This is a genomic window from Flavobacterium sp. KKT103, assembly GCF_055640565.1.
The window spans coordinates 3,151,103-3,174,636 of record NZ_CM145766.1; the positions used below are offsets into that span (position 1 = coordinate 3,151,103).

Here is a 23,534-nt window from a genome sequence, read left to right on the forward strand (position 1 = left end):
AGCATTTATTTGACACAATGGAATACGATTATATTATTATTGGCAGTGGTTTTGGTGGCTCCGTAAGTGCCCTACGTTTATCTCAAAAAGGATATAAAGTGGCCGTTATTGAAAAAGGAAAGTGGTTTAAAGCGGAGGATTTCCCAAAAACCAATTGGAATTTAAGAAAATGGCTGTGGCTACCTAGTCTGCGGTTTTTTGGTATAATGAAATTAACAGTTTTTAAACATGTTGCTGTACTTTCCGGTACAGGTGTGGGAGGTGGTTCTTTGGTCTATGCCAATACATTGCCGATTCCGAAAACTACCTTTTTTAAGACCGGAAGTTGGAGTTCGCTAAAGGACTGGGAAAAAGAACTAGCTCCATTTTATCAGGAAGCTTTAAAAATGCTTGGTGCCGCTAAAAACCCAAAATTATTTGATGGTGACCTTGGACTAAAGAAAGTAGCGGAAAAATTGGGAATGGAAGATAAATTTGATGCCACCTCAGTCGCTGTATATTTTGGAGAAGAAAATGTAACAGTAAACGATCCTTATTTCGATGGCTTGGGACCGGAGCGCACCGGCTGTAATTTTTGCGGAGCTTGTATGACTGGATGCCGAAATAATTCTAAAAACACTCTTGATAAAAACTATTTGCACTTAGCGCAACAATATGGTGCGGAAATAATGGCGGAGCAAGAGGTTTATGATGTAACTCCTATAAAAGCTGAAAACGGAGCTGATGGCTACGAAGTTTCTATAAAGTCTAGTACAACGCTATTTTCTAAAAAGATAAAATTAAAAAGTAAAGGCGTTATCTTTTCAGGTGGAGTTTTAGGAACTGTTAAACTGCTTTTACAGTTAAAAAGTAAATCATTACCTCGTATTTCTGATCGATTAGGAGAAGATATCAGAACTAACAATGAAACCCTAGTAAGTGTATCGACTTTGGATAAAGACAAAAACTTTTCTAAAGGGGTTGCAATAGGAAGTATTTTAGATACCGACGAAAATAGCCACTTAGAAATATGCCGCTATTCCGAAGGGTCAAATGCATGGAAACTCATTCATTTACCTTACGTTACCGGAAGCAATGCTTTCGTACGTATAGCAAAGGTACTTGGGTCGCTAATTCAATCCCCTTTGAAATACTTTCATGTCTATATAAAAAATAGCTGGGCAAAAAAAACAGTAGTACTGCTCTTTATGCAAACATTAGACAGCACCCTTAAACTTAAAATTAACTTTTTTGGATTCATGAATTCTACCGTGAGTTCTGGAAAAAAACCATCTCCATTTATTCCTGAATCTGTTAAATTAATCAAAGAATACAGTGAAGCAGTAAATGGGGTGAGTACCTCCTTTGCTGTTGAAACCATTGCGGGAATACCTTCCACTGCACACATATTAGGAGGTGCCGTTATGGGAGCCAACGCCAACGAGGGAGTTATTGATAAAAACAATAAAGTATTTGGATATGAAAACCTCCATGTAATTGACGGCTCGATGATTTCAGCTAATCCAGGAGTAAATCCTTCTTTGTCTATTACTGCAATTGCGGAGCATGCCATGAACCAAATTCCGCCTAAAAAAACGCTTACTAAAGCTACGACACACGAAACAACCACTAATGAAATACTTATCTAGAATACTACTGGCCATAGGCGGTTTAGTAGTGATTTTTCTAATTACAACACTACTACTTTTTGGTCATCGTGATCTCCCCTTAACCGAATTAAAGGCTAAGTACGCCAATAGCAATTCTTCTTTTATTGCGGTAGAAGGCATGGATGTTCATTTTCGCGACGAAGGGGACAAAAACGATACTATTCCTATCGTTTTAATTCATGGAACGGCCGCTAGTTTGCATACATTTGATGCTTGGACCAACGAACTTACCAAAAATCATCGTGTGATTCGAATGGACTTACCTGCCTACGGACTCACAGGACCTTTTGCTAATCGAGATTATTCAATACAGCATTATACCCAGTTTTTAAAACAGTTTTTGGATAAAATAAAGGTTGAAAAATGCATACTTGCAGGTAATTCCTTGGGAGGCGAAATTGCTTGGAATTACGCACTAGAGCAACCAAAAATGGTTGAAAAATTGATACTAATAGATGCGGCAGGTTACCCCCTACTTTCTAAAAGTGTGCCTATTGCTTTTAAAATAGGAAGAACTCCTATTATCAATAAGGTCTTAACCTACATTACACCTCGCTTTATTGTAAAGGCTAGCATTGAGAATATTTACTTTGACAAGTCTAAAGTAACTTCTTCCTTAATTGATCGTTATTACGAACTTACGCTTCGAGCTGGGAACCGCCAGGCATTCATTGATCGTTTTACTGTCATAAAAGACAGTTTAGCGTACAAAAAAATAAAACAAATAACGCAACCTACCTTGGTTCTTTGGGGTGCTGAAGATTTATTAATTCCAGTATCAAATGCAACAAAATTCCATAAAGACATTCCAAACAATTTAATGCACATCGTTTCAAAATCAGGTCACACTCCAATGGAAGAAAGTCCGTTGGAGAGTCTAAAACCAGTACTTAACTTTATAAAAACCAAGGATAGTATGAAGTAGTAGTTGTTCCTTAAAAGTAATTTTATTATATTTAGCAGACAACAAAACTGCACCTTTAAACAAATGCAACACTTTTTTAGTATGATACTTTTATTTGCTTCTTTACAATCAAATGTAATTTTTGACTTTACCGTTAATAGTAATATTCAAAATTGGATGGTCGTAAATGACGTCGTTATGGGTGGTGCCTCAAGCAGTTCGTTCGCACTAAACAACGACGGAAACGCTGTCTTTAGGGGCGAAGTTTCATTGGAAAACAATGGTGGCTTTGCCTCTGTGCGGTATCGCTTTCCAAAAAAACAGATCAAACAATTTTCAACAATTCGCCTGCGATTAAAAGGTGATGGCAAGGACTATCAGTTGAGGCTTAAAGCCAACATAAATGAATATTATTCTTATGTAGCAACTTTTAAAACCACAGGGGAATGGCAAAACATTACTATGCCACTTGAAAATTTTTATCCTTCCTTTAGAGGCCGAAAACTCACTCAACCTAATTTTGCAAAAGAAACTCTAGAAGAAATCAGTTTTTTAATTGGTAACAAAAAAACGGAACAATTTGAACTTGAACTAGATTCTATAACAATGCATTAAAACCAAACAAACAATCTCGTCTGTATTTATTCACCTTAGTTAAGAAATAAAGTAATATGACAATCGATACTTTAAAGACTTGTTCAATTATAATTCGGATTTGTAACCTACCAAAAAAATAGCAGTACAAATCGTGCTTACATAAACAACGATGCGTACTGCTACCTTTTTAAAAAGTAAAAACAAGCGGTAATTTTACTATTTTGCTGCTTCTTGTTTGTATATTAGTCCGTCTTTCATTACAAAAACAACATTCATAACTGCTTTAATATCCTTTGTTGGATCATCATTTGTCGCAACAATATCTGCTAAAAACCCAGGTTCTAGAGCACCTATTTTATCATCCATCTCCAAAATACCGGCATTTACAATTGTTGCCGCTTGGATCGTTTTCATAGCTGGCATTCCAGCCTCATACATTAATATGAACTCCTTAGCATTTTCACCATGAGGAAAAACAGCTGCGTCAGTTCCAAATCCTATTGGAACACCTTTTTTATATGCTTTAGCAAAAGTAGCTTTGATTCTTGGTCCAATGGCTAACGCTTTTGGTACTACAATAGCCGGATAATAATTAGGAATCAGTGCTTTCTCAGCAACAAAGCTTCCAGCTGAAAGTGTTGGAATGTAAAATGTATTGTTTTTTATCATTAAATCCATGGTAGCGTCACTCATTTCGGTTCCGTGCTCAATGGTTTTTACACCGGCTTTGATAGCACGTTGCATTCCGTCATCTCCGTGTGCATGTGCTGCTACTTGTAATCCATAATCCTTGGCTGTTTTTACAATAGCATCCATTTCTTCTTGAGTAAACTGCGCATTAGTTCCGCTTTTAGCTACAGACAAAACACCACCAGTTGCCGTAATTTTAATCCAATCAGCGCCATTCTTATACCGTTGCCTTACTGCTTGTTTAGCATCATCTACACCATTTACTACGCCCTCAGTTGGCCCAGGATTACCCATTAAATCTTTGCGATAGCCATTGGTAGGATCTGCATGTCCACCTGTTGAAGCCAATGCTTTTTCGGCTGTCAAAACTCTTGGACCCACAACTTTTCCTTGATTGATAGCATTTCGCAAAGCCACATTAATTCCTGTTCCCCCTAAATCTCTCACTGTTGTAAATCCAGCCATTAAAGTACTTTTTACAAATCCTAAAGAATTAAATGCGATATCTGCATCATTTAGTGTGAATTCATCAGCGTAATGCGTTGCACTTGTCTCTTCTTCAACATGAACATGCATGTCAATCCAACCGGGCATGACGGTCTGTTCTTTCAAATTTATAGTTTTGTCTTGTGGATTGTTACCTACTACAAAACCATCTTGAACGGCTTTTATCATTTTATTAGAAACGATAATTGTTTTGTTGGTTAACACTTTCCCCGATTTGGTATCAATAATTTTCCCACATTGGATGTACGTATCTTGAGCAAATGAAACGGTAGTTATGAGGACGGTCAATAAAAGAAATCTTTTTTTCATATCGATATTTTTATTTGAAAGATATGAAAAAATAATAGAACTGCCATTCATTGAAAGTACCCCATTTTTCTCAAATGAAAGTAATCTACCAAAATTAGGAATTGATTTAAATGTAGACAATAAAAAGCGCTGTTAAACAAAACAGGATTTAGTCTTTCTATTACAAGGGTACAAAATGCATTGCCTTCTGAATACGAAATCGATATTGTAAAAAAATTTCTTTTCTATTTATTTTTACCATTTAATTTTTAAAAATTAAAAAATATCACTAATTTTTATTTAATTTGCGAATAAATTCAATATCCCCTATAATGACTTCGATAACACGCCTCTTTGATTTTCCATATTATCAACAAGATAAATACACTACTATTCCTGATGCTTTGGTAAGCAAAGTTAATGGAGTTTGGGTAAAAACTTCAACCCAAGAATATATCGCAAAAGCCAACACTGTTTCGAGAGCGCTCTTGAGAATGGGAGTTAAAAAAGGGGACAAAATCGCTATTATTTCTTCAAATAATAGAACTGAATGGAATATAATGGACATTGGGGTACTACAAACTGGTGCGCAAACTGTACCTATTTACCCAACAATTTCCGAAAATGACTATGAGTATATATTAAACCACTCTGAGGCAAGTTATTGTTTTGTTTCTGATAAAGAAGTTCTAGCCAAAATTAATTTGATTAGATCTAAAGTACCTCATTTAAAAGAAGTATATAGCTTTGATTCGATTGCTGACTGTAAAAATTGGAAAAAAGTATTAGAATTAGGTGAAGATCAAAGCAATCAAAATGAAGTAGAAGCTTGCAAAAACAGTGTCCATACAGAGGACTTGGCAACCATTATTTATACCTCAGGTACAACAGGAAAACCAAAAGGAGTTATGCTATCGCATAAAAACATCGTTTCGGATGTATTAAATAGTGCCCCTAGAATTCCATTTGAAGCTGGAAGCAGTCGTGCATTAAGCTTTTTACCTGTTTGCCATATTTTTGAAAGAATGATTTTGTACCTATACCAATACTATGGTGTTTCCATATACTTTGGGGAATCAATCGAAAAAATCAGCGATAACATCAAGGAGGTAAAACCAACTGTGATTACTGCTGTACCAAGATTATTGGAAAAAGTATACGATAAAATTTATGCAAAAGGAACAGAACTAACTGGAATCAAGAAAAGCTTATTTTTCTGGGCTATCGACTTAGGTTTACGTTACGAACCCTACGGAGCTAATGGCGCTTGGTACGAATTTCAGTTGAAAATTGCACGAAAACTAATCTTTAGCAAATGGAAAGAAGGTTTGGGTGGAAATTTAGAACTAATGGTATCAGGAAGTGCAGCGTTACAAACACGATTAACTCGCATTTTTGCTGCTGCCGAAATTCCAGTAATGGAAGGATATGGCTTAACCGAAACTTCACCCGTAATTTCAGTAAATGATTTACGCAACAACGGTTTTAGAGTTGGAACGGTAGGTAAAGTAATTGATACCGTTGAAGTAAAAATTGCAGCCGATGGTGAGATTCTTTGCAAAGGACCAAATGTTATGATGGGTTACTTTAAAGATGAGCAGTTAACAAGTGAAGTAATCGTAGATGGTTATTTTCATACTGGAGACATAGGAGAATTTGATAAAGATGGCTTCCTTAAAATCACAGATCGTAAAAAAGAGATGTTTAAAACATCCGGAGGAAAATACATTGCACCTCAAATGATTGAAAACATGATGAAACAATCTCGTTTTATCGAACAAATAATGGTAATCGGTGAAGGTCAAAAAATGCCTGCTGCCTTTATTCAACCTAATTTTGACTTTGTAAAAGAATGGGCCGCGTTGCACAAATTTGACATTGGATCTACTAACGAAGCAATCACTACTAACGAAAAGGTAATTGCCCGAATCCAAGAAGAGATCGACCAAATAAATTCAAAATTCGGTCATTGGGAGCAAATCAAACGATTTGAACTTACTCCAGATGTTTGGTCAATTGAAGGAGGACATTTAACTCCTACCCTTAAATTAAAGAGAAAGATTATCTTGAAAATATATGAAAATTTATTTGATAAAATTTACAACTAGTAGCAATCATAGTAAACCACGAATTCTTATTCGTGGTTTTTTTATGCAAAAAATTTTAAATAGCCCTTTTGCTTGTAAATGTAATATCTACAGGATAATCTAATTCAACCCTTATACAGTACTGCTTTTACGATTGAAAAGAACTGAACTGTTTAAAAATCCCTCCTTTTTACTTCTGAAACAGCTTTAATTCCTATCAACTAGAACTTTAACAACAATCAAAAAGAAGCTGCTTTTCAGCAAACGACGATTAGTTTTTTTATCTTTAGGTATTATTAACAAAAAATTATTTCAATTTATTATGCATGCATAGTATTTTTTTAGTATATTTGAAATCGATTGCGAAAATATGAAAGACAAAACTATAGATTACATACTTCGAGCTACTTGGCAAGCAGTTGCACGCATGTACAACGAAGAAGCCTCTAAATATGATGCTAGCATGGCTACCGGTTTTGCTTTGTTAAGTATTGACAAGGAGGGCGGGACACCATCGACGGCTCTTGGTCCTAAAATGGGAATGGAAGCCACGAGTTTGACTCGAACTTTAAAATCAATGGAAGACAAAGGACTGATCATTCGTAAAAAAAATCCTGAAGATGGTCGTGGTGTTTTAATATACCTAACCCCCTTTGGTAAGGAAAAAAGAGACTTATCTAAAAATACGGTCTTGAAATTCAATGAAGCTGTAAAACATAATATTTCAGAGGAAAAACTGCAACATTTTATTGAAGTTTCGGAAATTATAAATGAACTCATTTTAGAGAAAAATATTTTTACTAACTCAGCTGCCAATGAAATGGCGCATCAAACAGAAAATACGGAAAAATAAAGAGTCGACAAGTTCCATCCAAAATGATGAAACAAGAAACGAAATTTTTTTCTATCAAAAAAAATAAAATAAAAAAAAGTATGAAACGCACAATTAAAAAAGTAGCAGTAATTGGATCCGGAATAATGGGATCTGGAATTGCTTGTCATTTTGCTAACATTGGTGTCGAAGTTTTGCTTCTAGATATTGTTCCTAGAGAGCTTACTGAAGCTGAAGCTAAAAAAGGACTGACATTAGAAAGCAAAGCAGTACGCAATCGTTTGGTAAATGAGCATTTAGGTAATGCTTTAAAATCAAAGCCCTCTCCTATTTACAGTCAAAAATTTGCCAATCGCATCACGACAGGTAACACGACTGATGACATGGCAAAAATTGCAAACGTTGATTGGATCATTGAGGTTGTAGTTGAAAGGCTAGATATCAAAAAGCTAGTTTTTGAACAAGTTGAAAAATACCGTAAGCCAGGAACGTTGATTACCTCGAACACTTCAGGTATTCCAATTCACTTTATGAGTGAAGGAAGGTCTGAAGATTTCCAAAAACACTTTTGTGGAACTCACTTTTTTAACCCAGCGCGTTACTTAAAATTATTTGAAATTATTCCTGGCCCACAAACTTCATCAGAGGTTTTGGACTTCCTTACTATATATGGAGAGAAATTTTTAGGAAAAACTTCGGTTGTTGCTAAAGATACTCCAGCGTTTATTGGTAACCGTATTGGAATTTACGGAATCCAAAGTTTGTTTCATTTGGTAAAAGAAATGGGATTAACGATTGAAGAAGTAGACAAATTGACTGGACCAGTAATTGGTCGTCCAAAATCGGCTACTTTTAGAACGGTTGACGTTGTAGGATTAGACACCTTAGTGCACGTTGCTAACGGAATCTATGAAAACTGCCCTAACGATGAGCAACACGACTTATTTAAACTTCCTGAGTTTGTAAACAAAATGATGGAGAATAAATGGTTAGGTAGTAAAACAGGACAAGGTTTCTACAAAAAAGAAGGAAAAGAAATTCTGACTTTAGACTTAGATACTTTAGAATATAGAGCTGCTAAAAAAGCCTCTTTTGCAACACTTGAATTAACGAAAACGATCGACAAACCAATCAACCGTTTTAAAGTTCTTGTAAAAGGAAAAGATAAAGCAGGTGAATTTTACAGAAAAAGTTTTTCTGGAATGTTTGCTTATGTTTCAAATAGAATTCCTGAAATCTCAGACGAATTATACAAAATCGACGATGCTATGAAAGCTGGTTTCGGTTGGGAAAACGGACCATTCGAAATTTGGGATGCTATTGGAGTAGAAAAAGGAATTGAAATCATGAAAGCAGAAGGTCTTGAACCAGCTGCTTGGGTAACTGAAATGCTAGCTGCTGGAAACAAAAGTTTCTACACAGTTGCAAATGGTGCAACTCACTTTTACAGCATTCCTGCAAAAGCACAAGTTAAAGTTCCTGGACAAGATGATTTTATTATCCTGAACAACATTCGCGAAAGCAAAAAAATATGGAGCAACAGTGGTGGAGTTATCACTGATCTAGGAGATGGAATCATCAACTTAGAGTTCCTTTCAAAAATGAATACAATTGGTGGTGACGTTTTACAAGCGATCAACAAAGCAATTGATTTAGCCGAAAAAGAATACCAAGGTTTAGTTATTGGTAATCAAGCCGGAAACTTCTCTGTAGGTGCAAACATTGGTATGATCTTTATGATGGCTGTGGAGCAAGAATATGATGAGTTGAATATGGCAATCAAAATGTTCCAAGACACCATGATGCGTGTGCGTTACTCTTCTATTCCAGTAGTTGTAGCACCACACGGAATGACTTTTGGTGGTGGATGCGAAATGAGCTTACATGCTGATAAAGTTGTTGCTGCCGCAGAAACATACATGGGATTAGTGGAATTTGGTGTAGGTGTGATTCCTGGTGGTGGTGGTTCTAAGGAACTAGCATTGCGTGCATCAGACTTATTCCATAAAAATGACGTAGAGCTAAATGTTTTACAAGAGTATTTCTTGACTATTGCTATGGCAAAAGTATCGACATCTGGTTACGAAGCATTTGACACTGGATTATTACAACATGGTAAAGACGTTATTGTAGTGAACAAAGACCGTCAAATTGCCGAAGCTAAGAAACATGCTTTACTTATGGCCGAAGCAGGTTACACACAACCTATTCGCAGAACAGACGTAAAAGTATTAGGAAAACAAGCTTTAGGAATGTTCTTAGTTGGAACAGACCAAATGGAAGCGGGTAAATACATCTCTGAGCACGATAAGAAAATTGCTAACAAACTAGCCTATGTTATGGCTGGTGGTGATTTATCTGAGCCAACATTAGTTAGCGAACAATATTTATTAGATCTGGAACGTGAAGCTTTCTTGTCATTATGTACAGAAAGAAAAACATTAGAAAGAATCCAATTTATGCTAACCAAAGGGAAACCGCTACGTAACTAAGAAAATAGAGCCAAGATACAAGAAGCAAGATGCTGAACTAAATTTCTCCTCTTTCTTCTTGTCTCTTTCTTCTAAAAATCTCTAAAAGAAAAAATATGAAAACAGCCTATATAGTAAAAGCATACAGAACTGCAGTTGGTAAAGCACCAAAAGGAGTTTTTAGATTTAAAAGACCTGATGAATTAGCCGCAGAAACCATCGAATTCATGATGAATGAACTGCCTGATTTTGACAAGACTCGTATTGACGACGTCATGGTAGGTAACGCGATGCCTGAGGCAGAACAAGGACTTAACGTTGCTCGTTTAATCTCTTTGATGGGATTAAAAGTAGAGGATGTTCCTGGAGTGACTGTAAACCGTTACTGTGCATCTGGTTTAGAAACGATTGGTATGGCTACAGCCAAAATTCAATCAGGAATGGCACACTGTATTATTGCAGGTGGAGCTGAGAGCATGAGTTTTATTCCGATGGGTGGTTACAAACCAACTCCGGATTATGCTGTTGCAAAAGCAGGAAACGAAGACTACTACTGGGGAATGGGTTTAACAGCCGAAGCCGTAGCACAGCAGTTTAAAGTTTCTAGAGAAGACCAAGATGAGTTTGCTTACAACTCACACATGAAGGCCTTGAAAGCGCAAGCTGAAGGGAAATTTGACAAACAAATTGTTCCTATTACTGTTGAGCAAACCTTCTTGAATGAAAATGGTAAAAAAGAAACAAAATCTTATGTTGTAAACAAAGATGAAGGACCTAGAGCCGGAACTTCGAAAGAAGCTTTAGCAGGATTAAGACCCGTTTTTGAAGCTAACGGAAGCGTAACCGCAGGTAACTCGTCACAAATGAGTGATGGAGCTGCTTTTGTACTTATCATGAGCGAAGAAATGGTTAAAGAATTAAACCTAGAACCAATTGCAAGATTAGTAAATTTTGCCTCAGCTGGTGTTGAACCAAGAATCATGGGTATCGGACCCGTAAAAGCAATTCCAAAAGTATTGAAACAAGCGGGATTGTCAATCAATGATATCGATTTAATTGAGTTAAACGAGGCATTTGCATCACAAGCATTAGCAGTAACTCGCGAGCTAAACTTAAATCCTGATATCATCAACGTAAACGGTGGTGCCATAGCTTTAGGTCATCCACTAGGATGTACAGGAGCAAAATTATCCGTTCAATTATTTGACGAGATGAAACGCCGCGGTAGCAAATACGGAATTGTATCTATGTGTGTAGGTACAGGTCAAGGTAGTGCTGGGGTTTATGAGCTGCTATAATTTTAGTATAGAATAAAGAAGCAAGAGACAAGACACAAGATTTGCGAGAAACGAGGTCATATTTAAATAACGGCTGAATGATAAATGAGACACAACTTTAAGAATCTAAAAATTTGGAGTTTATCGATGGAAATTACATCTGACATACATAAGTTGTGTCTAACTTTTCCAAAGAACGAGGTCTATGGTTTAACAAGTCAAATGAATCGTTCCGCTGTCTCGATGCCATCAAATATTGCAGAAGGTTCGAATAGAAGTAATAAACATTTTCAACATTACTTGAATATAAGTTTAGGTTCTTCGTTTGAATTACAAACTCAATTATTGATCGCTTGCCAAAACGAATATCTGTCGAAGGATAAAACTGAAGAAATAGAAAACAAAATAATTGAATTTCAAAAGATGACTACAGGATTCATTAGTAAGTTAGACGCTAGTCTTTCTTCTTGATTCTTTCATCTTTTATCTAAAAAACAAAAAAATGAGCGACGTAACTAGAGGAGGACAATTCCTTGTAAAAGAAACAAAGTGCGAAGATATCTTCACTCCCGAAGACTTCAATGAAGAACAAATAATGATGCGTGACTCTGTAAAAGAGTTCGTAGATAAAGAATTATGGCCTCACAAAGACCGTTTCGAAAAGAAAGACTATGCTTTAACTGAAGAAACAATGCGTAAAGCGGGTGACTTAGGTTTCTTAAGTGTAGCAGTTCCTGAAGCGTATGGCGGAATGGGAATGGGATTTGTAAACACCGTTTTAGTATGTGATTACATCTCTGGAGCAACGGGATCGTTCTCAACGGCTTTTGGAGCACACACAGGAATTGGTACTATGCCAATTACTTTATACGGTAGTGAAGAACAAAAACAGAAATACGTACCTAAATTAGCTTCAGGTGAGTGGTTTGGTGCTTACTGTTTGACTGAACCAGGTGCTGGATCAGATGCTAACTCAGGAAAAACGAAAGCTGTTTTATCTGAAGATGGTAAAACATACTCTATCACTGGACAAAAAATGTGGATCTCGAATGCAGGTTTCTGTAGCGTATTCATCGTTTTTGCACGTATTGGTGATGATAAAAACATTACTGGTTTCATCGTAGAAAATGATCCTGCAAATGGAATTTCAATGAACGAAGAAGAGCACAAACTAGGGATCAGAGCTTCTTCTACTCGTCAGGTTTTCTTCAACGAAACTAAAGTTCCTGCTGAGAACATGTTGTCAGAAAGAGGAAACGGATTCAAAATTGCAATGAATGCTTTAAATGTTGGACGTATTAAACTTGCTGCGGCTTGTCTTGACGCACAACGTAGAGTAATAACAAATGCAGTTGCTTACGCAAACGAAAGACAGCAATTTAACACACCAATTGCTCAATTTGGAGCTATTCGTTCTAAATTGGCAGATATGGCAACTAGCTGTTATGCTGGAGAAAGTGCAACATATAGAGCTTCCAAAAATATCGAAGATAGAATCATCGCTCGTGAAGCAGAAGGATCTACTCATCAAGATGCAGAATTAAAAGGAGTTGAAGAATACGCTATTGAGTGTTCTATCTTAAAAGTAGCTGTTTCTGAAGACGTTCAAAACTGTTCTGATGAAGGTATTCAAATCTTTGGTGGAATGGGATTCTCTGAGGATACTCCTATGGAATCTGCTTGGAGAGATGCGCGTATCGCTCGTATCTACGAAGGTACAAACGAAATCAACAGAATGCTATCTGTAGGTATGTTGATTAAAAAAGCAATGAAAGGGCACGTTGATTTATTAGGACCTGCTACAAAAGTAGGTGAAGAATTAATGGGTATTCCTTCATTTGATACTCCAGACTTCTCGGAATTATTTGCTGAAGAAAAAGACTTGATCGTTAAATTGAAAAAAGCGTTCATGATGGTTGCTGGTAGTGCAGTTCAAAAATTCGGAACTGAATTAGACTCTCACCAACAAATATTGATGTCAGCTTCAGACATGTTGATCGAAATTTACATGGCTGAAAGTACTATTCTTAGAACTGAGAAATTAGCTAAGAAAGAAGGTGCTGATAAAGTAAAAGAGCAAATTGCAATGGCACAATTGTACTTATACCAAGCAGTTGATATTGTGACTCAAAAAGGTAAAGAAGCTATTATCTCATTCGTAGAAGGAGATGAGCAACGTATGATGCTCATGGGTTTAAGACGTTTTACCAAATACACAAACATGCCAAATGTTGTGGCTTTGAAAGAAACGATTACATCAAAATTAGTTGCTGAAAACGAATACTGTTTTTAAGCACAAAAGATAGTTTTTAGTTGATTATTTGTTAATGACCGCAATTGTTGAGAGACGTTGCGGTTTTTTTTTGGTCTAAACCAATTGTTGAATAGCATGCATAACCAATAAATGCAGCGAAAGCTTCCCTTTGTTATATCTGCAATTTTAAATTACGACGCCATACTACATAAAGCGTATGACTGTTTCTATTTAAATCACCAAAAATTTTAACTCCTAGCTGAATTTTTAGTAACTTTAATGAATAATCTAAATTGAAAAATAATGAAAAAATTAATTCTATCCATAGCTGTTGTGATTGCTGTATTAGTAGGATGTAAATCAAGCACTTCCTCTAATGTTAAAAAATTAACTATTGCCTTTGAAGCTAAAAGCAACAGCAAGGTATCTGGAACTGCTACCTTTGTAGAAAAAAACGGAAAAGTAACTTTTGTAGCTACATTATCAGGTTTACAGCCAGGTGTACATGCTATACACATCCATGAAAAATCGGATTGCTCCGCCGCAGATGGTTCCTCAGCAGGAGGCCATTGGAACCCTACTTTTAAAAATCACGGAAAATGGGGCGTTGGCGAATACCATAAAGGAGATATAGGTAATTTTACAGCTGACGCAAAAGGAAACGGATCGATTACCTTAACTACAGATGAGTGGAATATGGGATCAGGCGACCCAACTAAAGATATTTTAGGAAAAGGTTTGATTGTACATCAAGGAGCTGATGATTTCACTTCTCAACCTTCCGGAAACGCGGGTGCTAGAGTAGCTTGCTCGGCAATCATCAAATAATTTGAAAGAAGCAGGTCTTTTATATTTTAAAAATGCAGTAGAATGGCGTAATTGGCTTCATGAAAATTACGCCATTTCATCTGGTATTAATTTGCTTTTTTATAAAGTAGCTAGTGATCAGGAAAGTATGCGATGGGAAGAGGCGGTTAAGGTCGCTATTTGTTACGGTTGGATCGACTCTACCGTAAAAAAAATCGATGACCTGTCTCGAAGGCAATCCTTCACACCACGAAAAGATAAAAGTGTTTGGAGTAAACTCAATAAATCGTATATCGAGCAGCTTACTAAGGATAATTTAATGCATCAAAGCGGACTAGCAAAAATTGAAGCTGCTAAAGAAAATGGATCTTGGACCTCTCTAGGTCTAGTAGAAGATTTAATTATTCCTACTGATTTGCAAGCTGCTTTTACTATTAATAGAATGGCCTATGAGAATTATCTCAACTTTAGCCCTTCCTATCAAAAAGCTATTTGTACTGGCTTAACCAAGCTAAACGCGAAGAAACAAGAACAAAAAGAATTGACGAAATACTATCCTGCTGTGAAGCTAATCTTAAATCAAGAAATTAATCTTAATTTAATTATTAATTGAACCTGGCTTTATAATAAACACAGAAATAAACTTAGCTTTGCATTTTTAAAACGCAATCATGATTAACCCTTCAGCACCCGGATGGATCGCTAAATATTTTACGAAGCAAAAACGTTCCGATCATGCGGTAGCAATGAGTGATGACCTATTTTATCAAAAAATTAGAAAAACGGGTTTCATTTATGGTCACATCGTATCTTTTGAAACGGCTACTCCAATAAAATCTGATGATTGGGTACAAAATGAATTGCCAAAAGTAGCGCTTTTAAGTACTTTATATTCCATTTACTGCAATACCAACTTAGACAACAATCCTGAAAACTTTATTCAAGAAGCCCTTTCGTTTTATAATGAAATGAATCCACAAGGTTTCAACTTATTCAAAAAAGTGTTGCCCACTGGTGCACCATCTCTTAATTTAGAAAAGATGATTGATGATCGCGTGCAAACGAACATTGATATCATCAGTAAAAATTTCTCGCACATAGTAACCAACGCGCTACTTTTTATTGATGTATTAGCATTTAGACAGTATCTACTTCATGGAACTATTCCTGAAAAATATTTAAAAAAAATTGAAGAAACAGTGCTGAGTATCGTTTCGCTTGCCTTGAAAACCAAATCACAAAAAACCAAATACGATGATTTGTTAATTAAACTTTTTGAAGCATCTGCGCGCTATAGTAAATTCTCTAAAGTAAGTGTTCTGCATTTAGAAGAGTTGCCATTAGCTTACTTTCAATCTGATTTAGAAAAATACTTCATTATAGATATGGCTGGTATGGCCATGTGGAGCGATGGAAAAATTGAGAATGAAGAAGCCTACTTTTTACATAAACTTGCCGAAATAATTGGCGTAAGCGATTCATTTGTGGTAAAAAGCATTACTGATACGGATGACTTCATCAATACACATAAAAAACAGATTCCGTATTTCAATTATAGCAACCCAGTAAAGCATTTTTACGACCAAACAACGCAATCAGTAATTACGCTAGTGAGTCGCAATAAAAACCGATTGGTTAAGGAAATCATGCAAAGCAAAGAATTAGTGGTGCTCCTAGCCTATTCTACTCGTAGAGATTTAGATGAAAAAGAAAAAAAGAAAGTAAAAAAGCAGTTGTTGGATATTTGTAAAACCATCCCTTCTTTGACGATCTTCCTGCTGCCAGGAGGAAGTTTACTGTTGCCTATTTTGATAAAATTTATACCAACGCTTCTACCTTCAGCGTTCAATGAGAACTTAGAAGATCAATAAGTAGTAATCCACGAGAATTTTTCTTGAATAATCGCTTCTTTCTCCTTTTGCAAAAATTCTAAAAAAGCTTGCCCTACCGGGCTCATTTTTTTTCCTTTGAGCCAAACCAAACGCCAATTAGTCGTTAGTGGCAATCCATTACTTGGAATGATTTTTAATTCTTTAAGATCTAATTCATTTTTCAACCCAATAATGGGCATAATCGAAATGCCAAGACCAGCAATAACGGCTTGTTTAACAGCCTCATTGGAGGTTAGCTGAATCGCCATTTTAGATTGAATTTTCTTTTGACTGATATATCCTTCCATTGCCATTCGAGTAGCTGATCCTGTTTCTCGAAATAACAAAGGAGTAGTATTCCATAAATCAGGAAGACCTTTAATAGTAGTTGGCTTTACGTTTGCATTTCCAATTAAAACAAGTTTGTTTTCTAATAAAACCTCGCTTTCAATAGCTATATCTTTGGGTAGTACAGAGACTAAGGCAAAATCAACTTCATTATTTTTTAATGCTTTAATCACTTTTGTTTTATTATTCACATCCATTTCTAACTCAACAGAAGTATTTCTTTTCAAAAAATCAGATAAAAAATAAGGAATAACATATTTACCCGTCGATACTACCGCTAGCTTCAAACGACCTGATAGTTGTCCTTTAAAAGCCATTGTTTTGTAATTAATGGCATTTACTTCATCTAAAATTGTACTAGCCGCAACTGCAATTTCTTTTCCAAAATCAGTTACATACAACTGCCTACCGATGATTTCAGTCAAAGGAATCTCAAATTGATCCTGAAAGTTCTTAAGCTGTATCGATACTGCGGGTTGCGTAAGATGTAACTCTTCGGCCGCTCTAGTAATACTTTTAGTTTGTGTTATTTTTAAAAAAACATGCAGTTGGTGAAGCGTATAATTCATAAAAATATTTTATATATATCATTACAAATATAAATAAAAATATATGAATACAAATAAGCAACTTTGTCCTATCGGTTTTGGACAACTAAGTAATTCAAATTAATAAGGAGTTTACTTAATGAAATATCTAAAATCCACTAAGCAGTTAATCAAATAAATAAAAAATTGAATCTAGTGCTAAATTCACATAAAACTATGAATAAGACAACATTTTTACAAGCCTTTCAAAAAGCAAAATTTGCGTTGGGATTTTCCCTATTAATTGTAGGATTATATCTTGCCATCACAGACAATTCAGTACTTAACAATGGAATACTAGGAGCAGGCATTTTGCTAGCTGCAAGTCAAACTAAAAACTAAAAAAAAATGCAAGATTTAAACGAATTTAAATTAATAGATGGTCTTTTTACAGCCGAAGAGGCTACTCAAGTATTAACTGCTTTAATTAATTACAAAATAGATTACCACAATCGAGAGGATTTTAGCAACCACATCCGTTTTAACAAAAACCCGGAGCATTCTAATAAAAGAATTGCACAACTTGTAGAATCTAAAGATTTACTTCAATCGCTATTGAATAAAGCCAATGACGGAAAGTTAAATTTTAAAATTGACGGTACAATAAAAATCACTGTTGAAGCCTAAGACATGTTTGCCAATAGAAAACTATTTATAGCTACAAAGCACCAAAAAGAAAACGTTATTAAACCCTTGCTTGAGCAAAACATGGGTGTAGAATGTTTTACTTTACCCGACTTTGAAACTGATAATTTAGGAACATTCTCTGGCGAAATTAGAAGAAAAAACGATCCACTTACAACAGTAAGAACAAAATGTGATCAAGGAAGAGCCTTTTCAAATTGTGATTTGGTTATTGCTAATGAAGGTTCTTTTGGTGGCCATCCCTCTTTATTTTTTGCTAATGCAGATGATGAATTGATCATGCTAAAGGATTACAAAAATAATATTGAAATAGTGGCGAGAGAAATTAGTGTACACACTAATTTAAATGCAGCGATAATAGAAAACGAAGAGCAGTTGCTCGCCTTTGCAAAACAAGTGGGTTTTCCTTCTCATGCTATTATTTTAAAAGATAGTCCAAGTCGTAAACGATGCGTTTTTAAAGGTATTCAAAATAAAGTGCTGTTACTTCAAAAATTTAAACAATTAAAAGCGACCTACGGATGTGCTTACGCCGAAACTGATATGCGGGCCAGGTACAACCCAACACGTATGCAAGTAATCTCGAAAACAGTTGAAAAACTAATTGAAAAAATTAATAAAAGATGTCCGCATTGTGCTACACCTGGTTTTGATGTTGTCAAAGCAAATAGTGGGTTGCCTTGTGCCAATTGCGCATTTCCTACTCGCTCCATCCTTAGTTGTACTTATAAATGCCAAATATGTAATCATGTAGAAGAGGAATTCTATCCTAAACAAAAAACGGAAGAAGATCCAACCTATTGTGATAATTGTAACCCTTGATTAAATGATTCAAATAGCTACGTCAGTCCAAGACGCAAAAAACATCCTAGAAAGAGAAGAATTAGTCGCAATACCTACAGAAACAGTCTATGGACTAGCTGGTAATATTTACAGCGAAACGGCGATAAAAAAAATATTTGAAACTAAAAAAAGACCTTTTTTCAATCCTCTGATTGTGCATATTGATTCAATAAGCAAATTAGATCAAATTGCATGTGAAGTACCTGAAAAAGCAACCATTCTAGCAAATGCGTTTTGGCCAGGATCATTGACGTTAGTTTTAAAAAAGAAAGCTACAATTCCGGATAGCATCACAGCTGGTAAAAACACTGTAGCTGTACGCGTACCCAATCATCCATTAACACTTGAGCTACTCAAATCACTCGACTTCCCGCTGGCTGCTCCAAGCGCCAATCCGTTTGGATCTATAAGTCCAACTACTGCCAAGCACGTAGCGGACTACTTTCCCTCTACTCTAGAAATGGTTTTAGATGGTGGATCGTGTGCTAATGGTGTCGAATCTACTATTATAGGTTTTGAGAATGGTGAACCTATTTTGTATCGCTTAGGTGCCATTGCTTTAGAGGAAATTGAAGCAATTGTTGGACCCGTAGCAATAGCAAATAAAAATGATAAAACTCCTGAAGCACCTGGAATGCTATCTAAACATTATGCTCCCAAAACAAAAATTATTTTATCAAGCAACTTAGCAGCAAGTATCAACGATTATCCCAATGCCAAAATTGGAATTATTAGTTTCACTAATCAAAATGTACCCAGTACAATAACAGCAATAGAAATCCTATCAGAAAAGGGAGATTTAAAAGAAGCAACCACTAACCTGTACGCAGCTATGCACAGGCTGGATACCTTAAATTTAGATTTGATTATCGCTTCTTATTTCCCCAACAATCAACTAGGAAACACAATTAACGATCGCTTATTACGCGCAACAAAAAATTAACAAAATGAACTTAAATCTACTTTTAGATAATTTAACTAATCCTGCCCTACTTTTTTTTCTCTTAGGTATTATTGCCGTTCGCTTGAAAAGCGACCTTGAAATCCCACCCAATTCTTCGAAATTTATAGCGCTCTATCTATTGTTCTCGATTGGTTTCAAAGGAGGTCAAGAATTAGCTCACAGCCATTTTGATTTAGAAATCCTTTGGTCAGTGCTGTTTGGAATTGGTATTGCAACAGCCATTCCTTTTTACTCCTATTTTATATTACGTCGAAAATTTAATAGCTACGACTCGGGCGCTATTGCAGCTGCTTATGGTTCAGTTAGTGCAGTGACTTTTGTAACTGCTGCTAGTTTTTTAGAAATACAAAACCAAGAATTTAGCGGACATATGGTTGCCGTAATGGCTTTAATGGAAGCACCTGCGATAATTATTGGAGTAATATTAATCCGTTTATTTAACAAACAGCAAGAGCCTAAAACAGCTATATCGTCTTTAGTAAAACATTCGTTTACTAATGGTAGTGTTTTACTTATTTTGGGGAGTTTAGTTATTGGCTTTTTAGCAAGTGACGAACAAGCGATGGGCATAAAACCTTTTACAACAGATATGTTCAAGGGATTCTTAGCAATCTTTTTACTAGATATGGGAATTGTCAGCGGACGTAAGCTTCAGGATTTTATTAAAAGTGGTTGGTTTGCAGTGCTCTTTGCAATTGCAATCCCGTTGATTAACGGTTGTATTGTTGCCGCTGGTAGTCACTTTATAACTGATTCGATTGGTAACCGATTTATATTTGCCATTTTAGCTGCGAGTGCTTCGTATATTGCTGTTCCAGCTGCTCTAAAAATAGCCGTCCCTAAAGCTAATCCCGGTTTGTATTTGCCAATGGCATTAGCGATTACTTTTCCGTTTAATATAACTTTAGGAATGCCTATCTATTATTCTATTATCTTAAATACGATAGCTTAGAATTTCAATTGATATACTTCGTCTAAATCAGCATTAGAACTCATGTTTACCTCTAAATCAGTAACATATCCTGAATTCAAACCGTATACCCAGCCATGAACTGTTAAGTCTTGACCATTTCTCCACGCACCTTGTACAATAGAGGTTTTGGATAAATCATACACTTGTTCTTTGACATTAATTTCAACAAAACTGTTAAATCGCTCTGTTGGATCTTCAATAGAATTTAAATAATGCTCGTGCAAACGGTAAACATCCTTAATATGTCTGATCCAGTTGTCTATAAGTCCAATAGAGTCATTACCCATAGCGGCTTTTACACCACCACAACCATAGTGTCCGCATACAATTATGTGTTTTACCTTTAGCACGTTTACAGCATAATCTAACACACTTAGCATGTTCATATCCGTATGAACAACCATATTGGCAATGTTACGATGCACAAACACTTCTCCTGATTTGGCTCCTATTATTTCATTAGCTGGAACGCGACTATCCGAACATCCGATCCACAAAAGTGGTGGAGTTTGTCCCACAGCTAAATCTTTAAAGAAGTCCTTATCTAAAGCTAGTTGTTTCTCAACCCAAACTTTATTATTATCTAATATTTTTTTATAAAAATCGCTCATAAACTCTTTATTTAATTATATTTTATCTTTATTTACGGTAACCACTTTTCTTTTCAATACGTCGTAATGTTCAAATGAAACTGAATTTTTAAACGGCTCCGTATCATCAATATTGTAGGCATTCTTAAAACCTGTTAACTTAACTTTTATATTCCTTTCCTTAGATTGGATTTTCTTAAAGTCATTAATTAGGTCTAGTACATCATGCGCGATATAAGCTGTTTCACTCGCATTAATAATTACTTTTGAATTATCAGGAATATCACTTAAAGTAGCTTTTATTGACGCTTTATTTAAGAACGAAACCTCTTGAGCTAAATCAATATGAATGATGTCGCCGTCGTGATATTCCTCTTTTCTAAAGTTATACGCTCTTCTAGAATTTCCAATTAAAATAAAAATAATATTGATAACTAAACCAATACCTACTCCTTTTAATAAATCAGTCAGCACGACAAATACAAAAGTAGCAATAAATGGAATAAATTGATAAATTTTATCCTTATGCCAAAAATGCATTACTGTTTTAGGATTTGCTAATTTATATCCGACCATTAAAAGAATTGCCGCCAGGGTTGCATAAGGTATTTTATTCAAAAGAGTTGGAATAGCTAAAACACTTATCAGCAGCAATAAACCATGAATAATGGCAGACAACTTAGATTTGGCTCCAGCCGCATTATTTGCCGAAGTTCGAACTACTACTGACGTCATAGGTAAACCACCAAGCAAAGCACTAATCATATTACCAATTCCTTGGGCTTTTAATTCAATATTAGTATCACTAAATCTCTTTTGACTATCCATCTTATCAGCAGCCTCAATACATAACAAAGTTTCAATAGAAGCTACGATTGCAATAGTAAAACCAACGACCCAAACTTTAGAATCAGTAATTGCTGAAAAATCAGGTAAAACAAAAATCGCTTTCAGCTCATCAAAATTTTGTGGTACAGGCAAGCTTACCAAGTGATCTTTACTAATAGCAAAACTACTACCTGATTGAATAAAAAACTCGTTTAATAAAACACCTACTACTACGGCAACTAAAGCTCCTGGTACTACTTTTAGTTTTTTCAAAAACGAAATTTTGTTCCATAAAATCAAAATAGCTAAGGAAACTGCGGTGATAATTATAGATCCAACTTGGAAATAGTCAAAGATGGAAAATAACTCTGTGAAGGTATTTTCACCATTCATTTGAGAAAAAGCTTGATCTCCTTCAAAATCGGAATCCAATCCTATAGCGTGTGGAATTTGTTTCAAAATGATAATCAAACCAATACCCGCTAACATTCCTTCGATTACATTGTTCGGAAAGTAATTTGAAATCGTTCCTGCTTTCAAGAATCCTAATGCTAGTTGCACTAATCCGGCTATAAAAACAGCTAAAAGTAAAATATTGAATGCCCCTAAATCAGAAATGGCTGTTAAAATAATGGCTGTTAAACCAGCAGCAGGACCAGAAACACTTAAATGAGACGTGCTCAAATACCCAACTACTATACCACCCACTATTCCAGAAATAATACCTGAAAACAAGGGCGCTCCTGACGCTAAAGCAATTCCTAAACATAGTGGAAGAGCAACTAAAAAGACAACTAATCCCGAAGCAAAATCGGATTTAAAGTCGGAAAAAAGATTAATTTTTTTTGACATAATACTAAAAAAGGTATAAAATTAAAAGCTTACATCACCTGATGTAGGCTAGTTCGTAAAAGATTCAAAATATGTAAAATACTTAATATCAGGAGGAGGAGAAAAAATATTTTTAAATATTGTATCAAATTTCAATAACTTTTCACAAGGGATCTTTTTCGTTTTCTTATACTTTTGAAGGAGTGTTACTTCTTCAAAATCAATACTATAATTAAAAAAAATTACCTCTTTCTTTACTTGCCCTTCCTCATTTACATCCAATAACAAAGCAGTAGTAGCTGATTTCTCTATCAATGTCACAATAGTGGGCATTGCTAAAAAAGCGGTAAAAAGAAGTAAAAGAGTAGCTGCTAAAATTTTCATTACTAACAAAAATAGGTGTTAAATCCTGCGAAAAACCAATTTTTAGTCTTTTTTTCAAAAAAGAAGCTAAAAAAAATACTATTTACATTGTGAAATCAATAATTACCCACCTCAAAAATCAAGAAACCAGTACGACTTTAACTTGAATTTATAAAGGTGTACAGATGCAAATAACTTAAATTTTCTATGTCTAGAAATCGATAACTGTTTCGTTATCAGTGTCAATAAAACAATTAGCAACACTTCAGTACTACATCAAGAAGCTCCTTTTTAACCAGATCGAAATCAATAAATTACAATTTCGGCA

22 protein-coding genes are annotated in these 23,534 nt (G+C 35.4%); 17 read left to right on the forward strand and 5 right to left on the reverse strand.

The features are described 5' to 3' along the window. Positions 1–17 precede the first annotated feature (17 nt). The 3 genes from ACZ2G0_RS13555 to ACZ2G0_RS13565 all read left to right on the forward strand — a co-directional run bounded on the left by ACZ2G0_RS13555 (position 18) and on the right by ACZ2G0_RS13565 (position 3,168). The gene (locus ACZ2G0_RS13555; protein ID WP_470309849.1) at positions 18–1,628 is read left to right on the forward strand and encodes a GMC oxidoreductase; all 1,611 of its coding nucleotides are present in this window, start codon (positions 18–20) and stop codon (positions 1,626–1,628) included. After that, positions 1,612–2,574, forward strand: coding sequence for an alpha/beta fold hydrolase (locus tag ACZ2G0_RS13560; protein WP_470308055.1), 963 nt, complete (start codon positions 1,612–1,614; stop codon positions 2,572–2,574). The genes ACZ2G0_RS13555 and ACZ2G0_RS13560 overlap by 17 nt, the downstream gene beginning before the upstream one ends. 81 nt (positions 2,575–2,655) lie before the next feature. Further along, entirely contained in the window at positions 2,656–3,168 is a 513-nt protein-coding gene (locus tag ACZ2G0_RS13565) for a CIA30 family protein (RefSeq protein ID WP_470308056.1), read from the forward strand. A gap of 198 nt (positions 3,169–3,366) precedes the next feature. Here the strand turns inward: ACZ2G0_RS13565 and ACZ2G0_RS13570 are convergent, their stop codons facing one another. Continuing rightward, positions 3,367–4,656: a metal-dependent hydrolase family protein gene (locus ACZ2G0_RS13570; protein WP_470308057.1), complete on the reverse strand. Its 1,290-nt coding sequence runs from the start codon at positions 4,654–4,656 to the stop codon at positions 3,367–3,369. A 311-nt stretch (positions 4,657–4,967) separates the two neighbouring features. Between ACZ2G0_RS13570 and ACZ2G0_RS13575 the strand changes: the two genes are divergently transcribed. The 9 genes from ACZ2G0_RS13575 (at position 4,968) to ACZ2G0_RS13615 (ending at position 16,234) form a co-directional block, all read left to right on the forward strand. After that, entirely contained in the window at positions 4,968–6,743 is a 1,776-nt protein-coding gene (locus ACZ2G0_RS13575) for an AMP-dependent synthetase/ligase (protein WP_470308058.1), read from the forward strand. A 349-nt stretch (positions 6,744–7,092) separates the two neighbouring features. Continuing rightward, a complete protein-coding gene (locus ACZ2G0_RS13580; protein ID WP_470308059.1) occupies positions 7,093–7,575 on the forward strand; it encodes a MarR family winged helix-turn-helix transcriptional regulator in 483 nt (160 codons plus the stop codon). Between the two features lie 80 nt (positions 7,576–7,655). Beyond that, positions 7,656–10,046 carry a 3-hydroxyacyl-CoA dehydrogenase NAD-binding domain-containing protein gene (locus tag ACZ2G0_RS13585; RefSeq protein ID WP_470308060.1) on the forward strand — a complete coding sequence of 797 codons (2,391 nt, stop codon included), beginning with the start codon at positions 7,656–7,658 and terminating at the stop codon, positions 10,044–10,046. 95 nt (positions 10,047–10,141) lie between these two features. Continuing rightward, positions 10,142–11,323 carry an acetyl-CoA C-acyltransferase gene (locus tag ACZ2G0_RS13590; RefSeq protein WP_470308061.1) on the forward strand — a complete coding sequence of 394 codons (1,182 nt, stop codon included), beginning with the start codon at positions 10,142–10,144 and terminating at the stop codon, positions 11,321–11,323. A gap of 84 nt (positions 11,324–11,407) precedes the next feature. Further along, the gene (locus ACZ2G0_RS13595) at positions 11,408–11,773 is read left to right on the forward strand and encodes a four helix bundle protein (protein WP_470308062.1); all 366 of its coding nucleotides are present in this window, start codon (positions 11,408–11,410) and stop codon (positions 11,771–11,773) included. Between the two features lie 31 nt (positions 11,774–11,804). After that, positions 11,805–13,595, forward strand: coding sequence for an acyl-CoA dehydrogenase family protein (locus ACZ2G0_RS13600; RefSeq protein WP_470308063.1), 1,791 nt, complete (start codon positions 11,805–11,807; stop codon positions 13,593–13,595). Positions 13,596–13,859: 264 nt separating this feature from the next. Further along, the gene (locus ACZ2G0_RS13605; protein WP_470308064.1) at positions 13,860–14,384 is read left to right on the forward strand and encodes a superoxide dismutase family protein; all 525 of its coding nucleotides are present in this window, start codon (positions 13,860–13,862) and stop codon (positions 14,382–14,384) included. Position 14,385: 1 nt separating this feature from the next. Further along, positions 14,386–14,976, forward strand: a complete 591-nt coding sequence (locus tag ACZ2G0_RS13610; RefSeq protein WP_470308065.1) for a YdeI/OmpD-associated family protein — start codon at positions 14,386–14,388, stop codon at positions 14,974–14,976. Between the two features lie 58 nt (positions 14,977–15,034). After that, on the forward strand, positions 15,035–16,234 hold the full coding sequence (locus tag ACZ2G0_RS13615) for an LETM1-related biofilm-associated protein (protein WP_470308066.1): 1,200 nt from the start codon (positions 15,035–15,037) through the stop codon (positions 16,232–16,234). On the opposite strand, the gene ACZ2G0_RS13620 is transcribed toward ACZ2G0_RS13615, so the two are convergent. Next, a complete protein-coding gene (locus ACZ2G0_RS13620) occupies positions 16,228–17,151 on the reverse strand; it encodes a LysR family transcriptional regulator (RefSeq protein ID WP_470308067.1) in 924 nt (307 codons plus the stop codon). The two genes, ACZ2G0_RS13615 and ACZ2G0_RS13620, sit on opposite strands and share 7 nt — an antisense overlap. Before the next feature lie 195 nt (positions 17,152–17,346). Between ACZ2G0_RS13620 and ACZ2G0_RS13625 the strand changes: the two genes are divergently transcribed. From ACZ2G0_RS13625 to ACZ2G0_RS13645, 5 genes are read left to right on the forward strand one after another with little or no spacing between them, the layout of a single operon-like run. Then, the gene (locus tag ACZ2G0_RS13625) at positions 17,347–17,511 is read left to right on the forward strand and encodes a hypothetical protein (RefSeq protein ID WP_470308068.1); all 165 of its coding nucleotides are present in this window, start codon (positions 17,347–17,349) and stop codon (positions 17,509–17,511) included. 6 nt (positions 17,512–17,517) lie between these two features. After that, the gene (locus ACZ2G0_RS13630) at positions 17,518–17,796 is read left to right on the forward strand and encodes a hypothetical protein (protein ID WP_470308069.1); all 279 of its coding nucleotides are present in this window, start codon (positions 17,518–17,520) and stop codon (positions 17,794–17,796) included. Positions 17,797–17,799: 3 nt separating this feature from the next. Continuing rightward, complete coding sequence (locus tag ACZ2G0_RS13635) at positions 17,800–18,636, forward strand: DUF6671 family protein (RefSeq protein WP_470308070.1); 837 nt, start codon at positions 17,800–17,802, stop codon at positions 18,634–18,636. Positions 18,637–18,640: 4 nt separating this feature from the next. Continuing rightward, positions 18,641–19,600: an L-threonylcarbamoyladenylate synthase gene (locus ACZ2G0_RS13640; RefSeq protein ID WP_470308071.1), complete on the forward strand. Its 960-nt coding sequence runs from the start codon at positions 18,641–18,643 to the stop codon at positions 19,598–19,600. Positions 19,601–19,604: 4 nt separating this feature from the next. Continuing rightward, on the forward strand, positions 19,605–20,573 hold the full coding sequence (locus ACZ2G0_RS13645; protein ID WP_470308072.1) for a sodium-dependent bicarbonate transport family permease: 969 nt from the start codon (positions 19,605–19,607) through the stop codon (positions 20,571–20,573). Here the strand turns inward: ACZ2G0_RS13645 and can are convergent. Genes can through ACZ2G0_RS13660 form a run of 3 tightly spaced genes read right to left on the reverse strand, consistent with a single transcriptional unit; the run spans position 20,570 to position 23,227 of the window. Then, positions 20,570–21,205 (reverse strand): carbonate dehydratase, encoded by a 636-nt coding sequence (gene can / locus ACZ2G0_RS13650; protein WP_470308073.1) that lies wholly within the window; start codon positions 21,203–21,205, stop codon positions 20,570–20,572. The two genes, ACZ2G0_RS13645 and can, sit on opposite strands and share 4 nt — an antisense overlap. A 15-nt stretch (positions 21,206–21,220) precedes the next feature. Continuing rightward, a complete protein-coding gene (locus ACZ2G0_RS13655) occupies positions 21,221–22,864 on the reverse strand; it encodes a SulP family inorganic anion transporter (protein ID WP_470308074.1) in 1,644 nt (547 codons plus the stop codon). Between the two features lie 48 nt (positions 22,865–22,912). Then, complete coding sequence (locus ACZ2G0_RS13660) at positions 22,913–23,227, reverse strand: hypothetical protein (RefSeq protein WP_470308075.1); 315 nt, start codon at positions 23,225–23,227, stop codon at positions 22,913–22,915. Positions 23,228–23,534 lie beyond the last annotated feature (307 nt).